13 protein-coding genes are annotated in these 16,361 nt (G+C 71.8%); 2 read left to right on the top strand and 11 right to left on the bottom strand.

Annotation, left to right across the window (positions count from 1 at the left end):
* Positions 1–2 precede the first annotated feature (2 nt).
* On the top strand, positions 3–1,598 hold the full coding sequence (locus ACTOQ2_RS01730) for a protein kinase domain-containing protein (protein WP_440097838.1): 1,596 nt from the start codon (positions 3–5) through the stop codon (positions 1,596–1,598).
* A gap of 134 nt (positions 1,599–1,732) precedes the next feature.
* Here the strand turns inward: ACTOQ2_RS01730 and ACTOQ2_RS01725 are convergent, their stop codons facing one another.
* Genes ACTOQ2_RS01725 through ACTOQ2_RS01715 form a run of 3 tightly spaced genes read right to left on the bottom strand, consistent with a single transcriptional unit; the run spans position 1,733 to position 3,682 of the window.
* A complete protein-coding gene (locus ACTOQ2_RS01725; RefSeq protein ID WP_440097837.1) occupies positions 1,733–2,662 on the bottom strand; it encodes an RluA family pseudouridine synthase in 930 nt (309 codons plus the stop codon).
* Positions 2,655–3,299, bottom strand: a complete 645-nt coding sequence (locus tag ACTOQ2_RS01720) for a signal peptidase II (protein ID WP_440097836.1) — start codon at positions 3,297–3,299, stop codon at positions 2,655–2,657. The genes ACTOQ2_RS01725 and ACTOQ2_RS01720 overlap by 8 nt, the downstream gene beginning before the upstream one ends.
* The gene (locus tag ACTOQ2_RS01715; protein ID WP_362842902.1) at positions 3,263–3,682 is read right to left on the bottom strand and encodes a TraR/DksA family transcriptional regulator; all 420 of its coding nucleotides are present in this window, start codon (positions 3,680–3,682) and stop codon (positions 3,263–3,265) included. The genes ACTOQ2_RS01720 and ACTOQ2_RS01715 overlap by 37 nt, the downstream gene beginning before the upstream one ends.
* A gap of 481 nt (positions 3,683–4,163) precedes the next feature.
* Here ACTOQ2_RS01715 and ileS point away from each other — a divergent pair, with 481 nt between their 5' ends.
* Entirely contained in the window at positions 4,164–7,319 is a 3,156-nt protein-coding gene (gene ileS, locus ACTOQ2_RS01710; protein ID WP_440097835.1) for an isoleucine--tRNA ligase, read from the top strand.
* Positions 7,320–7,530: 211 nt separating this feature from the next.
* On the opposite strand, the gene ACTOQ2_RS01705 is transcribed toward ileS, so the two are convergent.
* From ACTOQ2_RS01705 to murC, 8 genes are all read right to left on the bottom strand, one after another.
* Positions 7,531–9,738: a hypothetical protein gene (locus tag ACTOQ2_RS01705; protein WP_440097834.1), complete on the bottom strand. Its 2,208-nt coding sequence runs from the start codon at positions 9,736–9,738 to the stop codon at positions 7,531–7,533.
* Positions 9,739–9,780: 42 nt separating this feature from the next.
* Positions 9,781–10,638 carry a DivIVA domain-containing protein gene (locus ACTOQ2_RS01700; protein ID WP_329093103.1) on the bottom strand — a complete coding sequence of 286 codons (858 nt, stop codon included), beginning with the start codon at positions 10,636–10,638 and terminating at the stop codon, positions 9,781–9,783.
* A 49-nt stretch (positions 10,639–10,687) separates the two neighbouring features.
* Positions 10,688–10,975 (bottom strand): YggT family protein, encoded by a 288-nt coding sequence (locus tag ACTOQ2_RS01695; RefSeq protein ID WP_440065077.1) that lies wholly within the window; start codon positions 10,973–10,975, stop codon positions 10,688–10,690.
* Between the two features lie 82 nt (positions 10,976–11,057).
* Positions 11,058–11,561, bottom strand: coding sequence for a cell division protein SepF (locus ACTOQ2_RS01690; protein WP_329093101.1), 504 nt, complete (start codon positions 11,559–11,561; stop codon positions 11,058–11,060).
* A gap of 120 nt (positions 11,562–11,681) precedes the next feature.
* Positions 11,682–12,386: a YggS family pyridoxal phosphate-dependent enzyme gene (locus ACTOQ2_RS01685; RefSeq protein WP_440097833.1), complete on the bottom strand. Its 705-nt coding sequence runs from the start codon at positions 12,384–12,386 to the stop codon at positions 11,682–11,684.
* A gap of 90 nt (positions 12,387–12,476) precedes the next feature.
* Positions 12,477–13,877, bottom strand: a complete 1,401-nt coding sequence (gene ftsZ / locus ACTOQ2_RS01680) for a cell division protein FtsZ (protein ID WP_440097832.1) — start codon at positions 13,875–13,877, stop codon at positions 12,477–12,479.
* 235 nt (positions 13,878–14,112) lie between these two features.
* On the bottom strand, positions 14,113–14,781 hold the full coding sequence (locus ACTOQ2_RS01675; RefSeq protein ID WP_440097831.1) for a cell division protein FtsQ/DivIB: 669 nt from the start codon (positions 14,779–14,781) through the stop codon (positions 14,113–14,115).
* A 40-nt stretch (positions 14,782–14,821) separates the two neighbouring features.
* Entirely contained in the window at positions 14,822–16,228 is a 1,407-nt protein-coding gene (murC, locus tag ACTOQ2_RS01670; protein ID WP_440097829.1) for a UDP-N-acetylmuramate--L-alanine ligase, read from the bottom strand.
* Between the last annotated feature and the right edge of the window lie 133 nt (positions 16,229–16,361).

Genomic DNA, 16,361 nt, shown 5'->3' with positions numbered 1-16,361 from the left:
ACATGACCGATTCTCAGGGGATCATCGGAGCCCGCTACCGCCTGCTCGAACGCATCGGCCGAGGAGGCATGGGAACGGTCTGGCGAGCGCGCGACGAGGTCCTGGGCCGCGAGGTGGCGGTCAAGGAGGTCATCCCCTCCCCCGACCTCACCGGTCCCGAACGCGAGGTCTTCACCGTACGGACCCTCAGGGAGGCCCGTGCCGCCGGGCGGATCGGCCACCCCGGGGTGGCGACGGTCTACGACGTGATCGAGGAGCAGGGGCGCCCCTGGATCGTCATGCAACTGATCGACTCCCGCACGCTCGGAGCGGTGATCAGGGAGGACGGGCCGCTGCCGCCGATGCGGGTGGCGCGGATCGGGCTGGAGGTGCTGGGCGCGCTGCTCGCCGCCCACCACGCGGGCGTCCTGCACCGCGACGTGAAGCCGGACAACGTGCTGATCGCCGCCGATGGGCGGGCCGTGCTCACCGACTTCGGCATCGCCGTCCTGGAGGGCGACTCGTCGATCACCAGGACCGGTTCGCTCATCGGCACCCCGGCGTTCATCGCGCCGGAGCGGGCGAGCGGCGGACCCGCCGAGTTCGCCTCCGACCTGTGGTCGCTCGGCGTGACGCTCTACGTGGCCGTCGAGGGACGCTCCCCCTTCGAGCGGGCTCACCCGCTGGCGACGCTCAGCGCCGTCATGCACCAGGAGCCGTCGCCGATGCGGTTCGCCGGGCCGCTCGCCCCGGTGATCCACGGCCTGCTCCACAAGGATCCGGCGCGGCGCATGGCCGCCCGCGAGGTGCAGATCCAGCTGACCTCGCTAGTGAACGGGACCGCGCCGCAGCCGACCATGCCCATCGAGATTCCGGCCGGGATTCCCGTCGAGCCGCCGGCAGGTACGCAGGCCGGGCCGTCGACCGGGCCCTCCGCGGTGATCCCCGCGTTCGCCGCCGTCCCGGACGGCGTCCCCACCACCCCGGCGGGAGCCGCACCGCTCCCGCCGCCCCCCGCACCGCCCGGCTCCGGACCCGAGCCGGTTCCGGCCTCGGCCTCTCCGAGACGGCGGCGCCCGGCGATGGCCGCCCTGGTCGCGGCGGCCGTCGCCCTCGCCGCGAGCGCGGGAGGGCTGGCGTGGGTCGCCTCCAACTCCTCGCCCCCGATCCCCAAGGAGCCGTCGACCTCGGCGAGCGTGGCGCCCGGCGAGGGGAAGCCCTCGGGCGAGCCCGAGCAGGCGAAGGTGCCCGCGCGCGACGCCCCCGCCCAGAACGACGAGGGCGGAACCTCCGGCCGTCCGGCCCCGGAGAGGCCGCAGAACGGCGACCCCGCCCCGCAGGACAGGCCGACGGAGAAGCCGACGGAGAAGCCGACGAGGAAACCGACGGACAAGCCGACGCAGGCACCCCCGGACGAGCCCGAGGAGGATCCCGCCGACCAGGGGGAGGGCGAGGAGCAGGACCAGGGCGGGGGGACCGACGAGGGTTCGGGGCAGGACGGCACCCCGGGCGAGGGCCAGCAGGGTGACTCACCCGACCAGGTCGACCCCAACGCCGGGACGGCCGCGCTCGAGACGGGCACCGGAGGCGAGATCGGGAGGGCCGGGGCGACCCGCTAGGGGAAGGCCCGGCGGGGCCGGGAAGGTCCGGGGACCGGCGGAGCCCCGAGGCCCCGAGGGCGGAGAACCCGGAGGATCACCACCCGGTCCCGGCCGTCCGAAACCGGTGGATCACCCGGGAACGGCGGACCGCGTCAGGACTCGGCGGCGACGATCGTCAGGGCGTTGGCCAGATCGTCGGGGTAGGCGGTGCTGAAGGAGACCCACTCGCCGGTGGAGGGGTGCTCGAAGGCCAGGGAGACCGCGTGCAGCCACTGCCGGCTCACCCCCAGGCGCGCGGCCAGGGTGGGGTCGGCCCCGTACAGCATGTCGCCGACGCACGGGTGGCGCAGCGCCGACATGTGGACCCGGATCTGGTGGGTGCGGCCCGTCTCCAGTTTGATGTCCAGCAGCGACGCCGCGCGGAACGCCTCGATCGTGTCGTAGTGGGTGACCGAGTCCTTGCCCCCGGACACGACCGCCCAGCGGCCGTCCCCGACGGGATGGCGGTCGATCGGCGCGTCCACGGTGCCGCGGTGCGGGTCGGGGTGGCCCTGGACCAGCGCGTGGTAGCGCTTGTCGACCGTACGCTCCTTGAAGGCCCGCTTCAGGTGGGAGTAGGCGTGCTCGCTCTTGGCGACGACCATCGCGCCGGTGGTGTTGGCGTCCAGCCGGTGCACGATGCCCTGGCGCTCGGCCGCGCCGCTGGTGGCCACCCGGTGGCCGGTGCCCAGCAGGCCGCCGATCACGGTGGGCCCGGTCCAGCCGGTGGTCGGGTGGGCGGCCACGCCGATGGGCTTGTTGACGACGACGATGTCGTCGTCCTCGTACACGATGTGCATGCCGGGCACCGGCTCGGCCACCGGCATCGGCGTGGTGGGCGGCGGCGGGAGGGTGACCTCCAGCCACGCGCCACCGTGGACCCGGTCGGATTTGATCGCGGTCGCACCGTCCACCAGCACGTCGCCGGCGACGATCAGCTCGGCCGCGCGCGTGCGGGAGAGGCCGAACAGGCGTGACAGGGCGGCGTCGAGGCGCTCGCCCTCCAGCCCGTCGGGGACGGGGAGGCTTCGCCGGTCAGCCATCGTTGTTCTCCTTGCTTTCCTTCGTGTCCTTCGTGGTCTTCGCGGCTCCCGTGTCGCGCGTGCCGTCGATCTGGTAACCCCGCCAGGCGAGGAGGACCGCCAGGATCCCGCCGCAGACGATCGCCGAGTCGGCGATGTTCCAGACCGGGAAGTGACCGGGGAAGGTCTCGATGAAGTCGACCACGTGCCCCTGGAGCGGCGAGGGCCTGCCGGGGCCGAAGCCCGAGGGCCAGCGGAAGATCCGGTCGGTGAGGTTGCCGAGCGCCCCGCCGAGCAGCAGGCTCAGCGTGATCGCCCAGGGCAGGCTGCGCAGGTTGCGCGCGGTGCGCAGGATCGCCACCACGACGGCGGTCGCGACACAGGTGAAGATGATCGTCATCCCGGTGCCGAGACTGAAGGCGGCCCCCGAGTTGAAGATCACCCGGAACTGGAGGAGGTCCGGGACGACCACGAACGGTTCCCTGCCCTCCAGGGTCCTCAGCACGAGGGTCTTCGTGACGAGGTCGAGGGCGTAGACGATGGGGACGATCGTCGCGAGCACGGCGATCCGCCGTGCCGGGAGCGGGGCGGCCGGGACCGCCCCCTCCTCGGTCTCGCCCGTCAGCGGCGCTCCTCCCGCTGCTTGCAGGCCACGCACAGCGTCGCCCTCGGAAACGCCTGAAGGCGCTCCTTTCCGATCGGCTGATGGCACGATTCGCACACTCCGTAGGTCCCCGCGTCGATCCGGGCGATCGCTCGCTCGTTCTGCGCGACCAGGTCGCGCGAGTTCAGGGTAAGGGCGATTTCGCGCTCGCGTTCATACGTCCGGGCTCCGGCGTCGGCCTGATCGTCTCCCGCACCGTCGGTGACATCGCTCGACGCGATCTCCGTCTCGGCCTTGGCGATCTCCTCGGTGAGCTCGTGGATCTCCGTGGCCAGTTGCCTGCGGACCTCCTTGAGCTCCTCGGCCGACCAGGTGACGACGGCACCGTCCTGGGACGGCGCCACCGCGCTGTTGTCTGCGCGCACGGTCGCGGCCATGGCGGCCTCCTTGTTCGATGGACCGTCTCCGATGTGGTAAACGGTGCGGGCAGCTTAGGTCTCCCATAACAGAACGGCAAACGACCCGCCGCATTCTTTACCACTCACGTAACATCCGGTCGCTTCCCCCTGATTCCGCCCAGCGGACCTCAATACGGGGAAGCTTCCAGGGGGGCGGGTGCGTTATCGTGTGAGCCTGCAAGGCGTTGATGGGGACAGCAACCTCCGCATCACCTCGCACGAGCGACCCGGGGACGGTGCGAGCCCGGGGCGAGGCGCGAAGGCACGATCACCCCGGAGCCGCCGGAAGAACGGCCGCGACGACCCGACACCAGGCCCGCGGCGGCCCAGTAGACCCGGCAGCAGACCGAAGGAAGAGGGCCTCGCGCGCACGCGAGGTCAAGGAGGGTGGTACCGCGGGGCCCCAACGGCCTCGTCCCTCCACGCCACAGCCGGTTCCAGCGTGGAGGTCCAGCCCATCATGTCCGCCTATTTCCGCTCTCTTCCCGCGCAGGTCGATCTTCCCGCGCTCGAGCACGAGGTGCTCGACCGGTGGCGGGACGGCAAGATCTTCGAGCGTTCGGTCGAGCAGAACGCCGGCGGTCCCAACTGGGTCTTCTACGAGGGTCCGCCCACCGCCAACGGCATGCCCGGCGTCCACCACGTCGAGGCCCGCGTCTTCAAGGACCTCTTCCCCCGCTACAAGTCGATGCGCGGCTTCAACGTGCCCCGCAAGGCGGGCTGGGACTGCCACGGGCTGCCCGTCGAGGTCGCCGTCGAGAAGGAACTTGGCCTCTCCGGCAAGAAGGAGATCGAGGCCTACGGCATCGCCGAGTTCAACGACAGGTGTCGCGAGTCCGTGCTGAAGCACGTGGACGCCTTCGAGGAGATGACCGAGCGGATGGGGTACTGGATCGACCTGTCCCAGGCCTACCGCACGATGGACCCGGCCTACGTGGAGTCCGTCTGGTGGTCGCTCAAGGTCATCTTCGACAAGGACCTGCTGTCCCGCGACTTCCGCATCACCCCGTACTGCCCCCGCTGCGGCACCGGCCTGTCCGACCACGAGCTGGGCCAGCCGGGCGGCTACGAGACCATCACCAGCCCGTCGGTCTACGTCCGCATGCCCGCGACCTCGGGACCGCTCGCCGACCTCGGCGCCTCGCTGCTGATCTGGACCACCACCCCGTGGACCCTGGTCTCCAACACCGCCGTGGCCGTGCACCCCGACGTGACCTACGTCGCGGCCCGCCCCGCCGGGTCCGACGAGGTCCTGGTGGTGGCCGAGCCGCTGCTGGCCGCCGCGCTGGGCGAGGGCGCCGAGGTGCTGGCCGTCTTCCAGGGCGCCGACCTGGAACACACCACCTACACGCGCCCGTTCGACCTGGTCGACATCCCCGGCGCGCACTACGTGGTGCTCGGCTACTACGTCACCACCGAGGACGGCACCGGCCTGGTCCACCAGGCGCCCGCCTTCGGCGCCGACGACATGACGACCTGCAAGCGGTACGGGCTTCCCGTGGTCAACCCGATCGGCCCCGACGGCCGGTTCCTCGACAGCGTCCCCCAGGTCGGCGGCCAGTTCTTCAAGGACGCCGACGAGGGGCTCACGGCCGACCTGCGGACGCGCGGCCTGCTCTACCGGGGCAGCCACTTCGAGCACAGCTACCCGCACTGCTGGCGCTGCCACACCGCGCTGCTCTACTACGCCCTCCCCGCCTGGTACATCCGCACCACCGCGATCAAGGACCAGCTCCTCGCCGAGAACGAGAAGACCAGCTGGTACCCCGAGACGATCAAGTGGGGCCGGTTCGGCGAGTGGCTGCGCAACAACGTCGACTGGTCGCTGTCGCGCTCGCGCTACTGGGGCACCCCGCTGCCCCTGTGGATCTGCACGGCCGACGAGTCGCACGTCACCTGCGTCGGCTCGCTGGACGAGCTGGGCCGCCTGTCCGGCCAGGACGTCTCCGCGCTCGACCCGCACCGCCCCTACGTGGACGACGTCACGCTGCCCTGCCCCACCTGCGGCAACGAGGCGCGCCGGGTGCCCGACGTGATCGACGCCTGGTACGACTCCGGCTCGATGCCGTTCGCCCAGTGGGGCGCCCCGTACATGAACGAGGAGATGCTCGCCAAGGCCTACCCGGCGCAGTTCATCTGCGAGGCCACCGACCAGACCCGCGGCTGGTTCTACTCGCTGATGGCGGTCGGCACGCTCGTCTTCGGCAGGTCCTCGTACGAGAACGTGCTCTGCCTCGGCCTCATCCTGGCCGAGGACGGCCGCAAGATGAGCAAGCACCTGGGCAACGTGCTCAAGCCGATGCCGCTGATGGACCAGCACGGCGCCGACGCGCTGCGCTGGTACATGGCCTGCTCCGGCTCGCCGTGGGCGGCCCGCAGGGTGGGACACGGCGCCCTGGAGGAGATCGTCCGCAAGGTCCTGCTCACCTACTGGAACACCACGTCGTTCTTCACCCTGTACGCCAACGCCGAGTCCTGGTCGCCGTCCCGGCTCGCCGAGGCGCCCGCGTACGACGAGCGCCCGCTGATCGACCGGTGGGCCCTCGCCGAGCTGCACCGGACCGTGACCGAGGTCACCTCGTCGCTGGACGTCTTCGACACCGCCCGCGTCGGGCGGCGCCTCGCCGAGTTCCTCGACGACCTGTCCAACTGGTACGTGCGACGCTCCCGGCGCCGCTTCTGGACCGGTGACCCCGCGGCGTTCGCCACGCTGTACGAGTGCCTGGAGACCGTCACCCGGCTGATGGCGCCGGTGGTGCCGTTCACCACCGACTACGTCTGGGACGTGCTCCGCGACGCGGACGCCCCCTCCTCGGTCCACCTGGCCACCTGGCCCGAGGTCAACGGCGAGCTGCTGGACCCGGAGCTGTCCGAGCGGATGGCGCTGGTCCGCCGCCTGGTGGAGCTGGGCCGTTCGGCCCGCGCCTCCAGCGGGGTCAAGACCCGCCAGCCGCTCGGCCGCGCCCTGGTCGGCGCTCCCGGCTGGGCCGCGCTCCCCCCGGAGCTGCGCGAGCTCATCGCCGACGAGCTCAACGTGAAGGACCTGGAGGACCTGTCCGGGATCGGGGCGGGCCTGGTGTCCTTCACCGTGAAGCCCAACTTCCGGGCGCTGGGCAAGCGGTTCGGCTCGCAGACCAAGCTCGTCGCCTCGGCCGTCACCGCCGCCGACCCCGCCGAGCTCGCCCGCGCGCTCCGTACCGGCTCGCCGGTCTCGGTGGACGCGGGAGAGCTGGGCACCGTGGAGCTCGGCGCCGACGACGTGATCGTCACCGAGCAGCCCAGGTCCGGCTGGGCGGTGGAGGCCGGCGCCGGTGAGACCGTCGCCCTCGACCTGACCATCACCGACGAGCTGCGCCGCTCGGGCCTGATCCGCGACGTCATCCGCCTGCTCCAGGACACCCGCAAGTCCACCGGCCTGTCGATCACCGACCGGATCGACGTGTGGTGGTCCACCGGTGACGCCGACCTGGCCGAGGCTCTGCGGACCCAGGGTCAGGCGGTGGCCGACGAGGTCCTCGCCGTCTCCCTCACCGAGGGCGGCGCCGACGACCTCCCCGCCCACAGCGACGCCGAGCTGGGCCTGACCTTCCAGCTCCGCCGCACGACGACGGTCTGAACCGGTTGTTCGAACGGGTCTGACCGTCAGGACCGGTCAGACCCGTTCAGGCCGACCGGGGAAGGCCGGTGAGATCGAACACGGCCGGGGTCGCGGGAATGTCTCCCGGGAATCCCGGCCGTCCTGGTTCACGACGGTGACGGGCCCGATGCCCGGATGGCGCGGACGGCTCGGATGGCTCGGAGCTGACCCGGCCCGGTGCCCGGTCAGCTCACGTCCGGCGGTTCTGCCGGCAGATCGGGCAGTTGCTCAGCCCGGCCTTCTCGGCCTCGGCCCTGGGCATGGTCTCGATGCCGCTGCCGCCGATGCTGGCGCCCTTGACGAGGGGGCAGTCGGAATCGTGGAAGCGGAGGGTGCCGACGATGACCGTGACCGTCTCGCCGCCCTCCTCCCGCTCCTGGGGCGCGGGACGCGGCCGGTCCTCGACGGCGGGGGCACCGCCGGGGGAGGTGTCGTCGCCGCGGTCATCGGAGGCGTCACGGTCGTCGCGGGCGTCACGGTCACCGCGGGAGGAACCGGTGGCGGGTGCCCCGGTCGCGGTGGCCTTGGACGTCCCTCCGGCCGGAGCCGCCTCGGGGACCGGAACGGGTTCCGCGGAGGTGGAGTCGGCCGCTACCTGCCGCCCGGCGCGCCCGGGTGCGGTCTCGGCCGACTCCACCGGTTCGGGGGCGCCGCCCTCGGCGGCCGCCTCCCGCCCGGAACCCGAGGGCTCCGGGGAGGCGTCCCGCCCGGCGGCGGTCGTGGTTTCCGCTTCCGCCTCCGTGAAGGAGGCCCCGCCGCCGGAGACGGCCCCGGCGTGAGCCTTCCCACCGGCGGGCTCGGGCTTCGCGGGCTCAGCGGTGGCGGACCCCGCCTCGGCCGGACCGCTTTCTGCGGCCTCGGCCTTCCCGGGCCCGGTCTTGGCGGGCCCGGTGAGCTCGGCCTCGGCGTGCCCGGACCCGGACCCGGGCTTCGCGGACGCGACCCCGGCAGTGCCCGGCTCGTCGGGCTCGGACTCGGGCGCCTCGGCCCGGCTCGCGGCCGTGGCGGGCGTCCTGGAGGAGCCGGAGACGGTGGGCTCGGTCTCGGCGGACCGGTCCGGGCCGGACGTGGCGGTCCTGGACCCGGCCTTCGCGGAGTCGGTCTTCGCGGAGGTCTCCGTGCTCTCCTGCCCGGAGGCCTGCGCGACCACGTCGCGGCTGAACCAGCTGGTGGCCTCGGACGCGGCGTGCGGGATCTCGGGGACCTTCGGCCGCCGGATCGCCGGGCGGGTCGGCTGCTCCGCCGGACGGGCCGGGGAGCTCGCGGCCTCCTGGGGCCGCCCCTGCGGCTCGGGAGACTGGACGTAGGGCCGGGCGACCGGGACAACGGGCTCCTGCGGGGAGCGCTGGGTCTCCTGCCGGGACACGGCCTCCTGGCGGGACGCGGTGCTCTCGCGCCCGGTCGCGGAGGTTTCCGGCCCGGCGGGTGCGGCGTCGCGTCCGGCGGCCGGAGACGTCGAGGACGCCGGAGAGACCGGAGACGCCGGAGACTCGCTCCTGGTCTGCGAAGCCTCGAAGCGGGCCTGCGTGGCATCGCTCCCGGGCCGCTGAGACTCGGGCCGCTGAGGTTCAGGCCGCTGAGACTCGGGCCGCTGAGGTTCGGGCCGTCGGTGTTCGGGCCGCGCTCCGGGGGCCTGCTGCCCGCCGGACGGGGCCGTGGGCTGCACGGGGGGTTGCACGGGACGGTACGGGGAGGTGAAGCGGGCGGTGGCCTCCTGGGGGCCCGGCTCGCGAGCGTCGCCGAGGGAGCCGGACTCGTGGGAGACGTTCAGCGGCGCTTCGGGCTTGCGTGCCCCGGGCGAGGTCTCCCGCTGCTGGGGGCCGGAGCCGGCGTCGGCGGGCAGGCACGTGGTGCAGGGCGTGAAGCCCTCCTCCCGCGCCTCCTCGTAGGTGAGCTCCTCATGATCCCTGCCGGCCAGCTGGCGGCATCCCGCGACGTGGTAACGCTTGCGGCCGGGGATGACCAGCACGATCGCCTCGGGGTCCAGGGCGCCCCGCCTCGCCGCGGCGGCGGTGGCCGGCCCGGCCACCGGGCCGCGTCGCGGCTGGGTCGGAGCGGCGGGCACCTGCGGCATCCCGTGCCGCACCATCATCTGCTGCGGTGCGGAAGGCTGGTTCGGCATCTGGGGCTGCATGCCGTGCGGGTGGCCCGGCATACCGTGCGGCGCGGGGAGCGGCCCGGCCGGCATCGGTCCCTTCGGGGGAAGGGGTTGAGAGGCCCCGGCGTCCCCGCCGGGGAACAACTCGTGGCGGCGCAACAACGCCCCGATCACCAGGAAGACTGCGGACAGCATGCTGACCGCGATCGACCATATGACCAGGAACGGCTTGGCCAACACGAACCCCGCGATGAGCAGGACGATGGCCGTGAGTACCAAACCGGCGCTGATGAGGATCACAGAGAGACTCCCGGATGCGGGTCAAGGGGATGACCCGACACCTTAGCGGCGGTCGTTGTGAGGACCGTCAACGCCCTGGAAGGCGCCAGAATGCTGCGAGGGGTCGCCGCCGAACGGGTTGGGCGCGCTCTGGAGGGTCGGCTGACCGCCCTGAGGCACCGCGTGGGACATGGCCGGAGGCCCGCTCACGATCGGGAACCCGCCGCTGCCCTCGGCAGCCACGTTCAGTTCGGCAAGCTGGTTCTCCAGGTACAGCTTCAGACGGCTGCGATACTCGCGCTCGAAGCTGCGAAGCTCCTCGACCTTGCGCTCGAGCTCGTCGCGGGTCTGCACCAGGGAGCCCATGGCCTGACGGTGCCGCTCCTGCGCGTCGCGCTCCAGCGTCTCCGCTCGGGCACGTGCGTCACCGATGACCTGCTCGGCCTGGCGACGTGCCTTGCCGAGGATGTCGTCGGCCTCGCGGCGCGCCCGGGTCACCGTCTCGTCCGCCTCCCGGCGGGCGTCGGCGATGGCCTGGTCGGCGGTCTGCTGCGCGAGGGCGAGCACCCGGGCCGCGGTGTCCATGTTGTCCTCGGCCGGAGGCATTCCCATTCCGACGGGAACGGGCTGCTGATGCTGCACCGGCTCGGGAGCGCGCATCGGCTCCGGCTGCTGCATCATCATCTCGGGCTTGGGCTCGGCGATGGGGGCGGGCGCCATGGCCATGCCCATACCGCCGGGGACCTTGCCCCGCAGGCACTCCGCCAGCTTGGCGCGAAGCTCCTCGTTCTCCTGAATGAGACGGTCCAACTCGGACTCGACCTCATCGAGGAAGGCGTCTACCTCTTCCTCGTCGTAACCCGGCCGAAGTCGGGTCGTACTGAATTGCTTGTTCCGCACGTCGGCGGGCGTCAGCGGCATTTCGGTCTCCTTGGCGCGCTTGGAGTCTGTCCGGGGGGACGGTACCCGATCAACGAAGCGCGGACACGAGTTGGATCAAGACCAAGACCACAATGAACAGCACTGTGAAGCTTAGGTCAAAGGCCACCGTACCCAACCGGAGTGGTGGAATGAAACGGCGGAGGAACTTGAGAGGTGGATCGGTCACCGTGTACACGGCTTCCGCCAGCACCAGGACGATGCCGGTGGGGCGCCACTGACGTGCGAACGCCTGCACCGTCTCGAAGATCATTCTGCCGATCAGCAGGATGAGATAGATGGACAGGATGAAGACCAAGGTCCCGCTAACGATCCCCACGGTCCGTACCCGCCTCCACTCCGCTCTGCCGTCCTCTGTCCCGTCGGGACCTGTCGGGCCGGTCACTGTTCATGGTGGAACTCTAGCTCTGGTTGAAGAATCCGCGTTCCGCGATTCGGGCCTTGTCCTCGGCGGTCACCTCGACATTGGCTGGGGACAACAGGAACACCTTGTTGGTAACACGTTCGATGCTGCCGTGTAGGCCAAAGACCAGACCTGCCGCGAAATCGACGAGCCGCTTGGCGTCGCTGTCAACCATCTCGGTCAGGTTCATGATGACGGGGGTGCCGTCACGGAAGTGCTCGCCGATGGTCCGCGCCTCGTTGTACGTACGAGGGTGAAGCGTGGTGATGCGCGCCAGATCGGTCGTACGGCGCTCCAGGAGGGCCGTCGCGGGCCTCGGAGCGGGCACGCCGGGATCGGTGTCGTCCTGGAGGTCGTGGACCGTGCCAGGGCGTTCGTCGCCCTCGCGGCGCGCGTCGTCGAACTCCTCGTACTCGTCGTCGGGGTAGCTGTCGTATCTCTCGTAGCGGTCGTCCTCAACAAGACCGAGGTAGACCGCCATCTTGCGCATCGCGCCGGCCATCGCTACTTCTTCCTCCGTCTTACTTCAGATGTGCCCGAGGGGCCAGCCCGACCGCCTTGAGCTCACCACCGTTCGACCGCTGTCCGGATACGCGGACGCCAAGGCCCACTTGAAGGGACATTACCTGACGAAGGGCTTCCTGCGACCGAGCAACGCCGTACCAACACGCAGGTGTGTCGCGCCGTTGGCGATAGCCTGGGATATGTCCCCGCTCATTCCCGCCGAGATGACACCTGCGCCCGGGTGGGTCTTCTGGACCGACCGCGCGATCTCCCTCAGCCTCGCGAACGCCGCGCCCGCCTCCTCGCCCAGCGGCGCGACCGCCATCACCCCGCCCAGCTCCAACCCCTCCGCCGCGGCGACGGTATCGGCCAGTGCCTCCACCTCCCCGGGCCTCGCCCCGCCCCGGCCGGGATCGCCGTCGAGCGCGACCTGCACCAGGCAGGTGACCGGGCGTCCCGCCGCGAGGGCCTCCCTGCTCAGCGCGGTGACCAGGCGCGGGCGGTCGACCGAGTGGACGACGTCCGCGTAGCCGACCACCGAGCGGACCTTGTTGGTCTGCAACTGGCCGACGAAGTGCCAACGGAGACCGAGCCCGGCGCATTCGCGCGCCTTGGCGGAGGCCTCCTGGTCGCGGTTCTCCCCGACGTCGGTGATCCCGAGTTCGGCAAGGAATCGCACGTCGGAGGCGGGGTAGGTCTTGCTCACCGCGATGAGGGTCAGCTCCTCACGGCGACGGCCGGCGGCCCGGCAGGCTTCGGCGATCTCCGCCTCGACCCGGGCCAGCCCGGCCGCGATCTCGTCACGTCGTGTTGTTTCCGTCACATCTCCGCCGCTCGGACACTGGCAAACCGGCGGAGCCCATTCTTCCCGGCACGGCCGGGCGGTCCGGCACCGCCCCCACCGTGAGAGATGTCACTTCAGGAAGTCAGGGACGTCCAGCTCCTCTTCCTGCTCCTCGAAGATCACCGGCCGGCGCCGGGCGGGGTCGGTGGCCCTGGCGGAGATCGGCGTCGGCTGCGAGGGCTCGGGAGCCGGGCGCGGGATCGACAACGGCGGGGAGTGCGGCTCCTCCACGCGGTGCGGCTCGGCGTGCTCCGCCGAGGACTGCGCCTGCTGGACCGGGTAGATCTGCTGCGGCTGGGGCGCCGGCTCCGCCGGGGCGGACTGCGGGCTGGAGACCGGCCGCATCGGCGCGGGCGGCGCGTGCTCCACCCTGGGCTCGGGACGAGGCTCGGGACGGGGCTCGGGGCGGGGCTCGGCCTTGACCGTGGGCGCCAGCGGGCGGACCTGAGGGGTCGCCGAGGGCGGCTGGGCCGGGCGCGACTGCGGGCGCGCGGCCGGCTGCGCGAGCGGCTTGGGCTCGGGAGCGGGCTCGTCGAACCCGGCCGCGATCACGGTGACGCGCACCTCGTCGCCGAGGGCGTCGTCGATGACCGTACCGAAGATGATGTTGGCGTCCGGCGCGGCGGCGGTGGAGACGAGCTGGGCCGCCTCGTTGATCTCGAACAGGCCGAGGTCGGAGCCGCCGGCGATCGACAGCAGCACGCCGTGCGCGCCGTCGATGCTGGCCTCCAGCAGCGGGCTGGAGACGGCCATCTCGGCCGCCGCGACCGAGCGGTCGTCGCCGCGGGCGTGGCCGATGCCCATCAGGGCGGAGCCCGCCCCGGACATGACCGACTTCACGTCGGCGAAGTCGAGGTTGATCAGGCCGGGCGTGGTGATCAGGTCGGTGATGCCCTGGACACCGGAGAGCAGCACCTGGTCGGCCGCCTTGAAGGCGTCCAGCACGCTCACCTGCCGGTCGGAGATCGACAGCAGCCGGTCGTTCGGGATCACGATGAGGGTGTCGACCTCCTCGCGGAGGGTCTCGATGCCGGCGTCGGCCTGCATCGCCCTGCGCCGCCCCTCGAAGCTGAAGGGCCGGGTCACCACACCGATGGTCAGCGCGCCCAGCGTACGGGCGATGTTGGCCACCACCGGGGCGCCGCCGGTGCCCGTGCCGCCACCCTCGCCGGCCGTGACGAAAACCATGTCGGCCCCCTTGAGGACCTCCTCGATCTCCTCGCGGTGGTCCTCGGCCGCCTTGCGCCCGACTTCGGGGTTGGCTCCCGCGCCGAGGCCGCGGGTGAGTTCGCGCCCGACGTCGAGCTTGACGTCGGCGTCACTCATCAGCAGCGCCTGGGCGTCGGTATTGATGGCGATGAACTCGACGCCCTTGAGTCCCTCCTCGATCATCCGGTTGACGGCGTTGACTCCGCCTCCGCCGATTCCTACAACCTTGATGACCGCGAGGTAGTTCTGCGGTGCTGCCACGACGAGGGGCCTTTCCGCTCGTTGACTTGCAATTTCATGCGGCACGGGGCCCGTGCCGTCGTTTCCAAAACCCTCACCCTCAAGTTGAGATTTAGCTTTATGTCAACCTGAGGAGTGATACGGACAGTAGGAGTTGCGCTCCTGGCGGGTCAACTAACCGCGCCGCAGCGCGTTCAGCGTGTCGCGGGCCGCCCTTTTCCGGGAACGCTCCGGGAACGCCCGCCCTCCGATGAGATCACCTGACCGTCACGACGTCAGGCGAACTGACGTCATAGGTGTCGGCCGGGCGCTTGAGCAGCGTAACAAGGATCCGCGCCTTGTCGGCGGGACGGTCACCGCCGCCCCACACGATCGCGCGGCCGTCCTTGAGGCGCAGCGAGACCGTCTCCGCCGACGGCGCGAGCACCTCCGCGACCTTGCGGGCGAGATTCTCCGGCAGCGCGGTGATGACGGTGAGCGCCGCCGCGGTCGCCGGATCCGCCGGGCCGGGGCGCGAGACCCGCAGCACCGGCAGCGCCGGGGGCGCGGCGTCCTTGACCTCGGTGACCACCCCGTGGCGGTCCATCAGCGCGGACCTCTCACCGACCGGTACCACCGCGACCGGCTCGCGCTCCACGACCTCCACCCGCAGGGTGCCCGGCCAGCCGCGGCTGACCGTCACCGACTCGACCTGCGGGATCCTGCCGACCCTGCCCTCGACCTCGGCCACGTCGACGGTGGCCAGGGGCGTGTCCGCGGCCACCTCCGCCGCCCGCCGGATCTGCTCGGCGGACAGGCCCGCGTTGCCGACCACCTGGATGTCCCGCACCCCGAGCACCGGGGAGAAGAACACCAGCCACGCGGCGATGCCCACCACCCCCACGGTGAGCAGGGCCAGGAAGGCCGACCGCCAGACCCCGTTCATCGCCACTCCCCCTCCGGCGACCCGCGCCCGCCGACGTGGGTCACCGCGCGGCCAGCTCCGCCACGATCCTGGGGCCCAGCTCCGTCACGTCGCCCGCGCCCATGGTCAGGACGATGTCGCCGGGTCTGGCCCGGCCCGCCACCAGGGCCGGCACGCTGTCGCGGTGGGGGGCGTAGGCCACCCGCTCCGCGGGCAGCGGCACCTTGCCCGCCACCAGTGCGCCCGACACGCCGGGCTCGGGGTCCTCTCGGGCTCCGTAGACGTCCAGGACGATGGCCTCGTCGGCCAGCCCGAGCGCGGCGCCGAACTCGTCGGCGAAGAACCTCGTGCGCGAGTACAGGTGCGGCTGGAAGACCGCGATGACCCTGCCGTCGCCCGAGAAGGACGCCACCACGTCCCGTGCCGCGCGCAGGTCGGCGGCGAGCTCGGTCGGGTGGTGGGCGTAGCTGTCGAAGACCGCCACCCCGCCCGCCTCCCCCTTCGCCTCGAAGCGGCGTTTGGCACCGGTGAAGGCCGCCAGGCCGTCGCGGATCTCGTCGAAGGAGACGCCCAGCTCACCCGCCACGGCGATGGCGGAGGCGGCGTTGAGCGCGTTGTGGCGGCCCGGCACCGCGAGCCTGACCTCCCCGCGTCCCGCGATCGTGAAGGTGATGCCCAGCCCCTCGGGAACGATCCCGCTCACCCGCAGGTCGGCGTCCTCCGACTCACCGTACGTGATCACCTTCAGGCCGCGGGCGCGGGCGATCGGGATCAGCGCGGCGGAGCCGGGGTCGTCGGCGCAGACGACCATGGTGCCGGTGACGCGCTCGACGAACCTGGCGAAGCTGTCGTGGACCGCGCGCGGGTCGCCGTAGTTGTCCAGGTGGTCGGGTTCGACGTTGGTCACCACGGCGATGTCGGGGGCGAGCATCAGGAAGGAGCCGTCGCTCTCGTCGGCCTCGGCGACGAACACCTCGCCCGAACCCTCGTCGGCGCCCAGGCCCGTCGTCACCAGCTGCCCGCCCACGCAGTACGAGGGGTCGATGCCGCACTTCTGCAGCGCCACGGTGAGCATCGAGGTCGTGGTGGTCTTGCCGTGGGTGCCGGCCAGCGCGACGCCGGTCTTGCCCGCCATCACGGAGGCGAGCGCCGCGGCCCTGGGGATGACCCGCAGGCCCTGGCGCAGTGCCTCGCCCAGCTCGGGGTTGGAGTCGCGGATCGCGGTGGACACCACGACGGTGTCGACGTGCTTGATATGCGAGGCGGCGTGGCCGATGTGGACCCTCGCCCCCAGATCCCGCAGCTCCGTCACCATGTCCGAGCCTCGCGCGTCGCTGCCGGAGACCGGCACGCCCCGCTTGAGCAGGATGCGCGCGATCCCGGACATCCCGGAACCGCCGATCCCGATGAAATGGACCCGTCCCAGGTCGCCGGCCGCGACCGGATCCACCAGCTTGACCAGGCTCATCGGCCGCTCACTTCTCCTCGTTCGCCGCGCGGGCGCGTCCGCGCCGCGTCCGGCCGTCTTCCGTCTTCCCCGGCCTCGCGCCCGGCGCGCCGGATCCGCTCCGTGATCCCCTCCGTGATCCCTCCGTGCCCAT

It is taken from the genome of Streptosporangium sp. H16 (assembly GCF_051918855.1).
Classification (GTDB): Bacteria; Actinomycetota; Actinomycetes; order Streptosporangiales; family Streptosporangiaceae; genus Streptosporangium.
Note: the sequence above shows the minus strand (reverse complement) of the source record. Positions and strands in the feature narration are given on the sequence as shown.

Coding starts and splice junctions, on each gene's coding strand:
- ACTOQ2_RS01675 (WP_440097831.1), bottom strand. CDS start 14,781: ATGAACGGGGTCTGGCGGTCGGCCTTCCTGGCCCTGCTCACCGTGGGG.
- ACTOQ2_RS01690 (WP_329093101.1), bottom strand. CDS start 11,561: ATGGCCGGCGCGATGCGCAAGATGGCGGTCTACCTCGGTCTTGTTGAG.
- ACTOQ2_RS01730 (WP_440097838.1), top strand. CDS start 3: ATGACCGATTCTCAGGGGATCATCGGAGCCCGCTACCGCCTGCTCGAA.
- ACTOQ2_RS01725 (WP_440097837.1), bottom strand. CDS start 2,662: ATGGCTGACCGGCGAAGCCTCCCCGTCCCCGACGGGCTGGAGGGCGAG.
- ACTOQ2_RS01700 (WP_329093103.1), bottom strand. CDS start 10,638: ATGCCGCTGACGCCCGCCGACGTGCGGAACAAGCAATTCAGTACGACC.
- ACTOQ2_RS01715 (WP_362842902.1), bottom strand. CDS start 3,682: ATGGCCGCGACCGTGCGCGCAGACAACAGCGCGGTGGCGCCGTCCCAG.
- murC (WP_440097829.1), bottom strand. CDS start 16,228: ATGAGCCTGGTCAAGCTGGTGGATCCGGTCGCGGCCGGCGACCTGGGA.
- ileS (WP_440097835.1), top strand. CDS start 4,164: ATGTCCGCCTATTTCCGCTCTCTTCCCGCGCAGGTCGATCTTCCCGCG.